This window comes from Cupriavidus campinensis (genome assembly GCF_905397395.1).
Taxonomy (GTDB): domain Bacteria; phylum Pseudomonadota; class Gammaproteobacteria; order Burkholderiales; family Burkholderiaceae; genus Cupriavidus; species Cupriavidus campinensis.
On the sequence record NZ_CAJPVH010000006.1, the window covers coordinates 110,795 to 123,836 of the forward strand.

11 protein-coding genes are annotated in these 13,042 nt (G+C 65.6%); 3 read left to right on the top strand and 8 right to left on the bottom strand.

Features of this window, described 5'->3' with window-relative positions:
- Window positions 1–42 precede the first annotated feature (42 nt).
- From msrQ to KHO18_RS05970, 6 genes are all read right to left on the bottom strand, one after another.
- Window positions 43–711, bottom strand: coding sequence for a protein-methionine-sulfoxide reductase heme-binding subunit MsrQ (msrQ, locus tag KHO18_RS05945; RefSeq protein ID WP_244844575.1), 669 nt, complete (start codon window positions 709–711; stop codon window positions 43–45).
- Between the two features lie 14 nt (window positions 712–725).
- On the bottom strand, window positions 726–1,736 hold the full coding sequence (msrP, locus tag KHO18_RS05950; RefSeq protein WP_144200352.1) for a protein-methionine-sulfoxide reductase catalytic subunit MsrP: 1,011 nt from the start codon (window positions 1,734–1,736) through the stop codon (window positions 726–728).
- Between the two features lie 141 nt (window positions 1,737–1,877).
- Entirely contained in the window at window positions 1,878–2,306 is a 429-nt protein-coding gene (locus KHO18_RS05955) for a COG4315 family predicted lipoprotein (protein WP_144200551.1), read from the bottom strand.
- A gap of 210 nt (window positions 2,307–2,516) precedes the next feature.
- Window positions 2,517–3,749 (bottom strand): c-type cytochrome biogenesis protein CcsB, encoded by a 1,233-nt coding sequence (ccsB, locus tag KHO18_RS05960; protein ID WP_144200350.1) that lies wholly within the window; start codon window positions 3,747–3,749, stop codon window positions 2,517–2,519.
- Between the two features lie 111 nt (window positions 3,750–3,860).
- On the bottom strand, window positions 3,861–6,068 hold the full coding sequence (locus KHO18_RS05965; RefSeq protein WP_144200348.1) for a cytochrome c biogenesis protein ResB: 2,208 nt from the start codon (window positions 6,066–6,068) through the stop codon (window positions 3,861–3,863).
- 162 nt (window positions 6,069–6,230) lie between these two features.
- A complete protein-coding gene (locus KHO18_RS05970; RefSeq protein ID WP_144200346.1) occupies window positions 6,231–6,890 on the bottom strand; it encodes a c-type cytochrome in 660 nt (219 codons plus the stop codon).
- A gap of 394 nt (window positions 6,891–7,284) precedes the next feature.
- Between KHO18_RS05970 and yihA the strand changes: the two genes are divergently transcribed.
- From yihA to KHO18_RS05985, 3 genes are all read left to right on the top strand, one after another.
- Entirely contained in the window at window positions 7,285–7,956 is a 672-nt protein-coding gene (yihA, locus tag KHO18_RS05975; RefSeq protein ID WP_144200344.1) for a ribosome biogenesis GTP-binding protein YihA/YsxC, read from the top strand.
- Between the two features lie 321 nt (window positions 7,957–8,277).
- The gene (hemB, locus tag KHO18_RS05980) at window positions 8,278–9,270 is read left to right on the top strand and encodes a porphobilinogen synthase (protein WP_144200342.1); all 993 of its coding nucleotides are present in this window, start codon (window positions 8,278–8,280) and stop codon (window positions 9,268–9,270) included.
- 9 nt (window positions 9,271–9,279) lie between these two features.
- Window positions 9,280–10,602: a magnesium transporter CorA family protein gene (locus tag KHO18_RS05985; RefSeq protein ID WP_144200340.1), complete on the top strand. Its 1,323-nt coding sequence runs from the start codon at window positions 9,280–9,282 to the stop codon at window positions 10,600–10,602.
- A 7-nt stretch (window positions 10,603–10,609) separates the two neighbouring features.
- Here the strand turns inward: KHO18_RS05985 and dsbD are convergent, their stop codons facing one another.
- Window positions 10,610–12,541, bottom strand: a complete 1,932-nt coding sequence (dsbD, locus tag KHO18_RS05990) for a protein-disulfide reductase DsbD (protein ID WP_211942915.1) — start codon at window positions 12,539–12,541, stop codon at window positions 10,610–10,612.
- A 52-nt stretch (window positions 12,542–12,593) separates the two neighbouring features.
- Window positions 12,594–12,989, bottom strand: a complete 396-nt coding sequence (gene cutA / locus KHO18_RS05995) for a divalent-cation tolerance protein CutA (RefSeq protein WP_211942916.1) — start codon at window positions 12,987–12,989, stop codon at window positions 12,594–12,596.
- Between the last annotated feature and the right edge of the window lie 53 nt (window positions 12,990–13,042).

Consider the following 13,042-nt stretch of genomic DNA (forward strand, 5'->3'; position numbering starts at 1 on the left):
CGGCGGCGCCCCTCTCCCCACGGCGGGGGGGCGCAGTACTCGCTACGCGGCGCGCTTGCGCGCCCACCACCACATCCGCAGGCCCAGCAGCACGAACACCACGGCGGCGTAGATCGATACTTCGCTGAAGTCGTTCTTGCCCGCCTTGTGCCACCAGAAATGCAGGATGCCGAGCACGGCGATCGCATAGACCGCCTTGTGCAGCGCCTGCCACCGCTTGCCGCCGAGCCGCTTGACCATGCCGTTGGTCGATGTGGCCGCCAGCGGCACCAACAGCACGAACGCGGCAAACCCCACCGTGATAAATGGACGTTCTGCAATGTCCTTGATCATGTACGCGACGTCGAACCCACGATCCACGCCCAGCCACAGCAGGAAGTGCTGCACGGCGTAGAAGAACGCGAACAGCCCGAGCATGCGCCGCAGTTTGATCAGCCAGTTCCACCCCGTGAAGCGGCGCAGCGGCGTGATGGCCAGCGTGGCGCAGAGCATGACCAGCGTCCAGGTTCCGGTGGATCGCGTGACGAATTCGAGCGGATTGGCGCCGAACTGCGCCGTGGCGCCGAGGTAGAGCAACCGGGCGAACGGTAGCAGCGCCAGGATCCACGCCAACACCTTGATGGCGCGCACGCCCGAAGGCGACAGCGTCGCCAGCCCGCCGGCGCGTGGCGCGGGCGGCGCGCGTGACACCGTGGCTTGATTCGCGATCATGTCCGGCTCCGCCATCAGAAGTTCTTCTTCAGATCCATGCCCTGATACAGCGACGCCACCTGCGCCCCGTAGCCGTTGAACGGCAGCGTCTTGCGCTTGGGTGCGAACAGCGCGGAGAACCCGCCGCCGCCCTTCTCTTCGCCGATGCGCCGCTCGGTGGCCTGGCTCCAGCGCGGGTGATCGACGTCCGGGTTCACATTCGAATAGAAGCCATACTCGTTCGGTGCGGCCAGGTTCCAGCTGGTGGGCGGCTGCTTGTCCAGGAAGCGGATCTTGACGATGGACTTGGCGCTCTTGAAGCCGTACTTCCACGGCAGCACCATGCGCACCGGCGCGCCGTTCTGGTTCGGCAGCACCTCGCCGTACAGGCCGAAGGTGAGCAGCGCCAGCGGGTGCATCGCCTCGTCCATGCGCAGCCCTTCGCTATACGGCCAGTCGAGCACGGAGCTACTGATACCGGGCATCTGCTTCTTGTCAGCCAGCGTAATGAACTGGACGAACTTCGCCCCGGGAAGCGGCTCCACGCGACGGATCAGTTCGGCGAGCGGATAGCCGATCCACGGAATCACCATCGACCACCCCTCCACGCAGCGCAGCCGGTAGACGCGCTCCTCCTGCGGGGCGAGCTTCACGAGTTCGTCGATGTCGTAGACCTTCGGCTGCTTGACCAGCCCTTCCACCGACACCTGCCACGGCCGGGGCCGCAGCGTGCCGGCATTGCGGGCTGGATCGGACTTGTCCGTGCCGAACTCGTAGAAATTGTTGTACGTCGTCACGTCCTCGTAAGGCGTGCGCTTCTCGGTGATCACGTAGCTGTTGTTCGGCGTGGCCGCCAGGCGCTGGCCCTTGCCCGGGCCGGCCTGTGCGAACGCCTCCCGCGCGAACCACGGTGTCAGCGCGCTGCCTGCGGCGCCGGCGGCGGCCAGCGCGAGCAGGCGACGACGCGATTCGAAAATATGGCGCGGGGTAATCTCGGACGTGGCGATATCGTCACCACGAAGCCATTTGGGGGAAGGGATCAACATGATGGGAGCGTTCCTGATGGCCGCATGTTCTGTTGGACATGGGGCTTGGTCGGATGGTGCGGGGAAACCTGACAACTATTTCCCCACCGTTTGCCGCCCGACATCTCCCCGGACGTGGCCCGGGGAGCCATGCGTGGACGGTCAGGGCTTGGCCACGTGCCAAACGTTGTTGAGGTTGTCGCCGGTACGGTCGCCAGCCTTGGCGTCCTTGGCGAAGCGGTACAGCGGCATGCCCTTGTAGGCCCACTGGCGGGTGCCGTCGTCACGCGTGATGATGGTGTAATTGCCCGAGCCGCTGGTGCCCGGTTCCGCAAGCAGCGGCGGCCAGTTGGTCGCACACGTGGCATTACAGACACTCTTGCCGCCGTTCGCCGGGTCGCGGTCGAACGTGTACAGCGTCAGGCCCTGCGGATCGGTCAGCGCGCCGTTCGTCACCTTGACGGTCGGAGGCATGCTGCCGCCGCCCATGCCCATGCTGGAACACGCGCCCAGCAGCACGACGGACGCGGAAGCCACGGCCAGCAGGGCGGGACGCAGCAGCGATGCAGCGGTGTGACGATGAGTGGTCATCATTGGGTCTCCTTTTCTCCAGGCGGCGCCGCCAGTCGACGCCGTACTTCCTCAGTAAACACCTGATGTGATCCGTTTATTCCCGAAAAGTTAAAAAAATGTGGTGCAGACGCCAACAAGAGACGAATACGTCATGTTTGTGGGCGAGCCGCAAAGAAAAAGGCCCGCTACGGAGAGCGGGCCTTTGTCGATCCAACCGGGAATGTCGGGTCAGAGTTCGCCGTAGCTGTGCAGACCCGAGAGGAACATGTTGACGCCCAGGAACGCGAAGGTCGTCACCAGCAGTCCGACCAGCGCCCACCACGACGCCACCGTGCCGCGCAGGCCCTTCATCAGGCGCATATGCAGCCACGCCGCGTAGTTGAGCCAGACGATCAGCGCCCAGGTCTCCTTCGGATCCCAGCTCCAGTACCCACCCCAGGCCTCGGCGGCCCAGAGCGCGCCCAGAATCGTGGCGATGGTGAAGAACGCGAAGCCGACCGCGATGGCCTTGTACATGACATCGTCGAGCAGCTCCAGCGAAGGCAGCCGCTCAGACAGGATCCCGCGCTCCTTGAGCAGGTACGCCACCGATACCATCGCAGCCAGCGCGAACGTGCCGTAGCCGATGAAGTTGGCCGGCACGTGGATCTTCATCCACCAGCTTTGCAGCGCCGGCACCAGCGGCTGAATCTCCTGCGCATTGCGGCTGACCGTGTACCAGAGCAGGAAGCCCACCGCCGCCGACACCACCAGCATCACGAACGGCCCCATCGCGCGCGTGGCGTAGTGGCTTTCGTAATAGAGGTAGAACAGCGAGGTGATCAATGTGAACAGGACGAAGACTTCGTACAGGTTCGAGATGGGAATATGGCCGATGTCCGCGCCGAGCAGGTAGGACTCGTACCAGCGCACCAGCAAGCCAGTGAAGCCGAGTACCACGGCTGCCCACAGCAGCTTGCTGCCGAGGCTCGACCCGGTATCGGACCGCGCCGTGAAGCCAATCCAGTAGAACAGCGTGGACAGGAAGACCAGCGCGCTCATCCACAGGATGGCCGACTGGCTCGACAGGAAGTACTTGAGGAAGAAGGCCTGCTCGGCGCGGGCAAGGTTGCCCTGATAGAGCTGGATCGCGAACAGCGCCAGCACGGCCATGCCGACCATCAGCGGCCGCACCGGCTTCCAGTGCCAGCCAAGCAGCGCGAAGGTGGGCACGGCGGCCACCAGCACGGCCTTGTCGTACACATTCATCCAGGCGCCGTAGCGGGTGAGCGCAAACCCCGCGCCCACCACCAGCAACAGTGCGAAGGCCCAGTCGAGCCAGCCCAGCCGGCGCAGGAACGAGGGTTCGAGGTAGGCCTCGGACGCGTCCATCGCCATCGTGGCGTTGGCGACATTGGCGGCGTTAGTGCTGGCGCGCGACGGGCTCAGGCCCGGGTTGGCGTGGTTGACATTGGACGACATGACATTCCTGCTCTATTTCCTGCGCTTTTGGGAGTTATGCATATGTACTATATCGATCGCACCTGCATATCACCGGGCATTGATGCCGTGAATCCCAGTGATCGATGCGCATCAATGTACCGACGGATCGGCTGACGGGTGCGTCTCCGGCGATGGCCCGGCGCCGGCTGCGCGCCCGATGTCGTCGCGCAATGCCGTGAACTCCTTCTCGAAATCCATCGTCCGGCGCTGCGTCGACATGGCCATCAGCACATGACTGGCGGCCTGCTGCGCCGCACTGTCCGGCCCCTGCGCGGCACTGTCCTTGATCCAGATCCACACGCGCCGCTCGCGGATGTAGAACATCGCAAAAACGCCAAGAACCAGTAGCAAACAGCCAAGATACACGATGTTTTTGCCCGGCGCACGCGTCATCTGGAACACGCTGGCCTTGATTTGCTGGAAGTCGTCAAGCTGCAAGAAAACCGGCGCGCCGTAGAAGAAACTGTCCGACAGCGTGTTGATGGCCTGCTGCAGGAAGGCGCCGCTTTTCGCATCGTTGGCGATCGCCGGCAGGTCGTCGCGTTCGCGTGACAGTTGCCACAATTCCCACATCGAGCCATTGAGAATCCTCAGCAGCACATCGGCCGCCTTCTGTTGCTCGGCGGGCGGCACGGACTTTTCGAGGAACGCGGCGATGGCGGTAAAGCCGCCAGGCGGCGCATCGGGCGCGCTGCGCGTGGCGCCGGCGAACAGGTCCATTGCGCGCTGGGCGCTCTCGGCGAGTTGCTTGCGCAGCGTGTCCTTGTCGGCGCCGGGCATCGAGATGGCCGCAAAGCGGCGCGCGGCCTCGCCACGCATCGCGCTGTCCTGCAGCGCGGCACGCAGGCGCATCCAGTCGGCCACGCTGTTCTGGTCGTCGGCCGGAATGCGCAGGTAGCGGAACGCCTCGCTCGGCGACTCCCGCATGCCCGCCAGGAACACCGACTGGCCCTCCAGCTGCACCGGCACCATATAGTTGTTGTATTCGCGCGCCTGGCCGGTACGGTCACGGAGCTTGTATTGCACCGACGGGCCGACGTTGCGCAGCGTCTTGTCCTTGTCCGTGCTGGCCGCCGCGCCCAGATGCTGCTCGAGCGTCTGGTTCAGCGACTTGCGCGCCACGCCACGGGCATCGGGCTTGCCCGAGGCATCGGTGACGTTCTCGATGTTCATCAGTCGGAAATCGCTGAATTCGACGGTCAGATCATCCTGGTCCGCCCCGGTACCGGTGCCGGCCAGCTTGGCATTGCCGCCAACCGTGCCGGCCAGCGCGAAGGTGCCGTGCGCGGCGCCCGACATTGGATAGCCCACGAACTTGAGCTTGGAGCCGCCATCCTCGAAGCTCGACTGGTAGATTGCCACGCCATCGACGATCAGCGGCTCATTGACCTTGATCGTCGCCTCGGTCTGCTTGCCCGTGGCGCGGTCCGTCACCACCACGTCCGAGGCGAACAGCTTAGGCATGCCCGTGGTGTAGTAATCCACCGAGAATTTCTTGAGCGTGATCGTGAACGGCAGGTCCTGGACCAGCGCGCCGTCGGCAATGTTCAGGATGGCTGTGGACACCGTGGCGCCCTCGGGCACGAAGGCATTGCCCCGGAACCCGGGATTGCTCGCCGACAGCCGGTGCTTGGCCGGAATCTCGCTGATGATGGCGTTGCCGTCGATCGGGCTCTTGCCGCCGAACCACATCTGGGCGCGAATCAGCATGTCGCCATCGAGCAGGCCGCCAATGCAGATCACCACGATGGCCGTGTGCGCCAGGATGTAGCCGAGCTTGTTCGCCGCCCCGGCCTTGGCCGCCAGGAGCGTGGCGCCCTCGTGCGCCACCGGCTTCACGCGGTAGCCACGGTTGCGCAGCAGTGCGGTCAGCCGGTCCACCGCCTCGTCACGGCTGCGCGGGGCCTCGTACTCGGCACGATGGTGGAACGCGCGCAGGCTGCGTTCGCGCACATGATCCTTCCACGAGCGCATGTCGGCAATCATCCGCGGGCCGTTGCGGGTGATGCACAGGGACGTGGATATCACGAGGAAAGCCAGGATCAGCAGGAACCACCAGGAACTGTAGACCTTCTGGAGCGACAGCGCGTGGAACAGGTCCGCCCAGAACGGCCCGAACTGGTTGACGTAGTTCGGATACGGCTCGTTCTGCTTGAGCACCGTGCCGATGATGCTGGCGATGGCGATCACCGTTAGCAGCGTGATGGCGAAGCGCATCGAGGACAGCAATTCCACGCCGTCGCGCAGCACGCGGTGAGGGGTCTTCAGGTGCAGCCCTGAAGTGGATGGGGTGGACATGGGCGGTGACAGGTTTCTGGGTAATGCCGGTGCAGCATGCGGCTGATGTCGCAAAACATGAAAAAAGGGTGGTCCCGCTTGCAAGCAGGCCACCCTCTTCGATTGTTGCCCGCGCGTCCGGTTCACCCCTGGAGGTGCCGCGGCGCGCGGGCCGGTACGACTTTAACGGACGCCAGCGACGTAATCCGCCACGGCCTTGATCTCGGCATCCGACATCCTGGCTGTGATCGTGCTCATGACCGAATTATTCTTGCGGGTGCCCTGGCGGAACGCCACCAGTTGCGCTTCGGTGTACTCGGAGTACTGACCGCCGATGCGCGGGTATTGGGCCGGAATGCCGGCGCCGGTCGGGCCATGGCAGGCCGCGCACGCGGGCACGCCCTTGGCTGCGATACCGCCGCGGTAGATCTTCTGACCAGCCTCGATCGTTTCCTTGTTCTTGGCCGTGGCCGGCTTCAGCTGCTGCTTGGCCAGGTACGCGCCGACGTCCTTCATTTCCTGGTCGCTCAGGGCGGACGCATACGGCGTCATGATGGCGTTGGAACGTGTCTTGGCCTTGAAATCGGCGAGCTGCTTGTGAGTGTACTCGGCCTGCTGGCCTGCCAGCTTGGGATTGGCGGCCGCGCCGCTATTGCCGGCGGCGCCGTGGCAGGAAAGACATGCGGGAACATTGCGATCGGGCGCGCCCTGGGTATACAGCGTTTCGCCCTTGGCGGGATCAGCCTTGGCGGCGGCCTGCTCTGCGGCAGATGCCAGCCCTGTCATCGCGGCAGCCGGAACAGCCAGCGCCATGACTCCCAGAAGTTTCGCAATGCGGTTCATTCGCACACCTTGTCAGAATTGTTATGAACACCGTAATGCATGCCGATCTGCCCCTGCTGGCGGTGAGGACGCGCCTTATTGCAAGAGCCTGAGCATCGTGCATCCGACCACGATGGAACCGGATACACGAAGGTGCCCCGGACCGGACAGGGCACCCTGCACTACAACCCGCAAGGATGCCACACGTCACCCGCTCAGGAGACCGTAAACCGGGTTATTGTACAATAAATCGCTTTCCGGATTGACTTGGCTCAGGTCTTGGCCCTGCCCGTGTGGCTCCGGCGCACCAGCCGTCCCGGCTCTCCTTCCCGCGGCGCGAGCAAACCGCCCGCGCGCCCACGGCGCGCGCGCTCGTCCGCCTCAACGCCTCACCGTGCTTCAACGCACCGCCCGCATGTCGCTCCTACACCAGGCTCGCTTCTTTATTACCGTCAACCACCTCCGCGACCTGCCCGCCACGGCCGTGCCCGAGGTGGCCTTCGCCGGCCGCTCCAACGCCGGCAAGTCCACGGCCATCAACATCCTGTGCAACCAGAAGCGGCTCGCGTTCTCCTCGCGCACGCCCGGCCGCACGCAGCACATCAACTATTTCTCGGTGGCGCCGGTGAAGGCGCCGGACCCGCTGGCCTTCCTCGTCGACCTGCCCGGCTATGGCTACGCCGAGGTGTCCGGTTCGGCCAAGTTCCACTGGCAGGGCCTGCTGTCCGACTACGTGCAGACACGCCAGCAACTGGCCGGCCTGGTGCTGATGATGGACGCACGCCGCCCCTTCACGGACCTCGACTGCCAGATGGTGGAGTGGTTCCTGCCCACGGGGCGGCCGATCCACGTGCTGCTGACCAAGGCCGACAAGCTGACGAACAACGAAAACGCCAATGCGCTGCGCGAGACGCGCCGCATCCTGGCCGAATACTCGGCCCAGATGAACAATCCGCCGCCGATGAGCGCCCAGCTGTTCTCGAGCCTCAAGCGTCGCGGCATCGAGGAAGCCCAGCGCGTGGTGGCCGGATGGCTGTCCTTGCCCGAGGCCCAGCCGCCGGTGGCCCCGGAGGCGCCCGCCGCCTGAATCGCTCTCCATCGAACCGGCAAAAAAAAGCCCCGTTGCAAGCAACGGGGACGAACTTTCCCACCGGTTCAGGGCGGGTACCCGCTCAGGGAGGAGTAGCGGGGGACATCCGCGCTGCGCGAAGCAACACAAGGTGTCCGCGAGTATGATAGCGGGCAGGCACAAAAGTTTAGTTTTTCTTTCGGCGCGCGATCGAGATGGCCGGCCGCGGGGTTTCGCGGTGATGCGCCCCGCGCATTCGTCCCGCTTTCGTCCCGCTTTCGTCCCGCTTTCGTCCCGCTTTCGTCCCGCTTTCGTCCAGTTATCTGCCTCGATCCCGACATGTCCACTTTCCCCGAGTACCGCCCCCGCCGCATGCGTCGCGACGATTTTTCGCGCCGTCTGATGCGTGAGAATCGTCTCTCGCCCGACAACCTGATCTATCCGGTCTTCATCCTGGAAGGGCAGAACCAGCGCCAGCAAGTGGCGTCGATGCCCGGCGTGGAGCGCGTGTCGGTGGACCTCCTGCTGCCCATCGCCGAGGACTGCGTGAAGCTCGGCATTCCGGTAATCGCGCTGTTCCCTGTGATCGATCCGTCGATCAAGACCCCGGATGGCATCGAGGCGACGCGCCCCGAAGGCCTGGTGCCGCGTGCGGTGCGGGCGCTGAAGGACCGCTTCCCCGAGCTGGGGGTGCTGACCGACGTGGCGCTGGACCCGTATACCAGTCACGGCCAGGACGGCGTGCTCGACGACAACGGGTATGTGATCAACGACATCACGGTGGAGATCCTCGTCAAGCAGGCGCTCGTGCAGGCCGAAGCCGGCGTGGACATCGTCGCACCGTCGGACATGATGGACGGCCGCATCGGCGCCGTGCGCGCGGCGCTGGAAGACGCCGGACACATCCACACGCGCATCATGGCGTACTCGGCCAAGTATGCGTCGGCGTTCTACGGCCCGTTCCGCGACGCGGTGGGCTCGGCGGCCAATCTGGGCAAGGGCAACAAGATGACCTACCAGATGGACCCCGCCAACACGGACGAGGCGCTGCGCGAGGTGGCCCAGGACATTATGGAAGGCGCCGACATGGTCATGGTGAAGCCCGGCATGCCCTACCTGGACATTGTGCGGCGCGTGAAGGACGAGTTCCGCTTCCCGACTTACGTCTACCAGGTGAGCGGCGAGTACGCCATGCTCAAGGCGGCGGCGCAGAACGGCTGGCTGGACCACGACAAGGTCATGATGGAGTCGCTGCTGGCGTTCCGTCGGGCCGGTGCCGATGGCATCCTGACCTATTTCGCGCGAGACGCCGCGCGGCTGCTGGCCGGCTGATCCCCGCGCATGCAACTGCTTGGCTTCTCGGCCAGCCAGGTCCATCCGCTGGCTACGCTGGACGAGGCCCACGACTTCCTGGCCGGCAACGCCGCCGCGCGCTTTGTCTGGGCCGACTTTCTCTTCGACGAAGTCAGCCCGGCGCCAGCCGCGTGGCGCGATCGTCTGGCGGGCCTGACCGGCTCGCCGATCCACGACCTGCACCTGGTCGATGCCATCAATCCCACGCATCCGTCGTTCTTCGACACGACCAATGCGTACGACATGATGATCTTCCGGAAGCTCACGTTTGAAACGAGCAGGCTCTTCGCGGAAGCTGACGCCGCGAGCGGCGTGGCAGCGGGCGCAGCGGTGAGTACGCCCGGGGCCTCGGTCGAGCCGGCGGCGGGGATCGCTCCCGTGGCGGGCTCGCCTGCGGCACCCGCGCCTGTGGCGGCTGTGCCCGTAGCACCGGCCAGCACGTCGCAGAAGCCCGCACGCAAGTATCCGGCCGGCTTCCTGCCGGCGCTAGCCCGCATCGACACCCAGCCCGTGACCTTCTTCGTCTTCGACAGCGTGCTGGTGACGGTGCGCCCCGGGCCCTCCAGAACCGTCGATCAGGTCCGGCAGCGGCTGCTCGAACTATGCGGCGCCCCGCGCCCCGCCTCCGCGCGCGCCAATGGCCAGACGCCGCTCGTGCACGGCGTGCGGCCGCCCACGCGCCCCGAGGACCTGATGCTGCGGCTGCTCAATGCGATGGTGGACCGCTACCTCGACCTGCGCGCGCCACTCACTCGCCAGCTGGACCGCTGGCAACGCGCCCTGCTCAGCACGCAGAAGAATTTTTCGAGTTGGGAGGGCCTGCTCGACGCGCGGATCCAATTGCGCCGGCTCGAGCACCTGAGCGAGGAGCAACGCGACGCGCTGCAGGAGTTCCGCGACAGCCTGCTCGACAATCGCTACAGCAACAATGATCCCCAAGCCGCCGACGGGAGCGAAGGCACCGTGGTGGCAGGCCGGGATGAGGTCCTGCTGGTCCGCATCGCGGACCTGATGGAGCACATCCTGCGCGTGCTGGCCCACGCGCGGCGGCTGGAGGACTCGATCGAGTCGGCGGTGCAGATCCACTTCTCGGCGGTGGCCCACCGGACCAATCGCACCATGCGCACGCTCACCGTCATCACCGCGCTGTTCATGCCGCTGACCCTGATTACCGGCGTGTTCGGCATGAATTTCGACCGGATGCCGTGGCTGCGGGAAGCGAATGGGTTCTGGTGGTCGATCGGCCTGATGGGCGGCGTGGTGGCCACCATCGGCGCGATCTGGGCGATTGGTCGCTGGCTGGACCGCTGACGCGGGTTCAGGTACGCGTCTTGGGGCCGAGCGCGCGTTCGAGGCTATCCAGGAAGCGTGTGGCCGATTGATAACCGATCACGCGAACGGGGCGCTCGCGCCCGTCAGGGCCGAACAGGATGATGCCGGGGGGCCCGAACAGCCCGAAGCGCTTCAACAGCGCGCGGTCGTCGGCATTGTTGGCGGTGACGTCAGCCTGCAACAGGACAACGTCGGCAAGCCGGGCGCGCACCTTCGCATCGGGAAACGTCAGTTTCTCCATTTCCTTGCAACTCACGCACCAGTCGGCATAGAAGTCTAGCAACACCGGCCGGCCGCTGGCGGCTGCCTGCGCCACGCGGGCGTCGAGTTCCGCCACCGACCGGATGCGCTCGAAGCGAATGTGATCCGCACGCACCTGCGACGCGGCACCAGCGCTCACCAGCCCAAGATGAGACAACGGCTGCAGCGGGTCACGCCCGCCCGACGCAAGCCCCACCAGTTGAATAGCGCCCGCCAGCGCGGCCAGAAGGCCAAGGCCCTTGCCCAGCCGCATCAGCCCACGCGGATCAGGGCCCAGCGCATCGAAGGCCCCCAGGTAGACCGCCGCCACGATCAACAAGGCGGCCCAGGCAGCCATCACGGCCCATACGGGCGCCACGGGCGTCACCATCCAGAGCGCGACGCCAAGTAGCAGAAATCCGAAAAAGCGCTTGGTAGCTTCCATCCACTTGCCCGCGCGGGGCAACAGGTTGCCAGCGCCCACGCCCACCAGCACGAGGGGCACCCCCATGCCAATGGCCATCGCAAACAACGCTGCACCGCCGGTGAACGCGTCGCCGGTCTGGGCGATGTAGGCCAACGCACCGGCCAGCGGCGCGGTGACGCACGGGCCGACGATCAGGGCCGAGATCGCCCCCATGGCCGCCGCCCCGAAGATCTGCCCACTCCGGCGCTGGTTGGACGATGCAGCAAGCCTCGTCTGCCAGCGCTGGGGCAATTGCAGTTCATAGAGGCCGAACATCGACAGGGCCAGGGCCACCATCAGCGCAGCGAATGCGCTCAGCACCCACGGGTTCTGCAGCGCGGCGGAAAGCCCTTCCCCGGCGAGGCCGGCCGCCACGCCCACGGCAGTGTAGACCACCGCCATCCCCAGCACGTAGGCCAGCGAGACCAGCAGCGCCCGGCCGCGCGTCACATGCTCGCCTACGACGATCGACGACAGGATCGGCACCATGGGCAGCACGCACGGCGTGAAGGTCAGCAGCAGGCCCAGTCCGAAGAACAGCGCGGCGATGAGACCGAGGTTGCGGCTAGCCAGCGCCCCGGCGATCCGATCGTTGTCGTCCCGCAGCGCGACGGCGGCCCCGGTTGTTTCCTGCGGCATTGGGGCGGATGCGGCAGGTGGTTCGGGCGCTGCAGGCGCCTGCGTTGCAGGCGCGGGGGTCGCACGGTCGCCGAACAGGTTGCCGAGCACCGACCCGCCCACCTTGTAGATGCTCTCCATCGGCGGATAGCAGAGCCCCTTGTCCGCGCAGCCCTGCGAGGTCACCACCAGGGACCAACGGCCATCGCCAGGGGCCTGGATCACGGGCACGCGCACCACCACGCTGCCACGATAGGTCTCCATGTTCTTGCCGAAGTTCTCGTCGAAATGGACCTGACCTTGCGGCAACGCCGGCGGCCCGAGCTTGACCGTGGCCGGCTGGGTGGCGAACGCAAATCGCTCACGGTACATGTAGTAGCCGTCCGCCACATCAAAGCGGACTTCGATCGTCTGCGGGTCCAACTGTTTCGCCGCGAACTGGAACGCCTTCTCTGGCGGCAGGAAATCCTCCTCGGTCGCGGCATGGGCCACGTGCCCGAGCAGCAGGTAGGCGCACAGCATCAGCAGCATTGCGACGATTTGCCGCACTCGCCGACCCCGCATTTGCCATCCCGCTCCGGCGCTCCACCCCATGCCGATGCCCGTTCCCGTCGATCCCATGTCGCTTTTCCGATGCTTCAATGTGTTAGCGCGGTGCGGTCGCGTCGCCAGCGGGCTTGCCGCTGGCCTCCTCCCGCACCCACGCCAGATACGGCGCAAAACCTGCTCCAACCGGCCAGGTGACTATCTCCGGGACATCATAAGGATGCTCCGTGCGGATCACCGCTTCGAGGCCCGCATACTGGGCGCGCGTAGTCTTGATCAGCAACGGCCACTCCTGCGCCTGCTCCAGCCTTCCCTGCCACCAGTACTCGGACTGACACGGCGCGAGCCGGTTCACGCACGCCGCCACGCGAGCCTCCAGCACAGCGCGCGCCACACGCGCTGCTGAAGCCTCGTCGGGCAGGTTCGTCATCGCCACGAGTATCGATTCTGCCGCCTCGCCGGCCGGCTGGATATGAGCGGATTCTGAAACGGTCATGTGATTCTCGGAAAACGTCGCCAAAAACAAAAGAGCCAGGCAAAAAGCCTGGC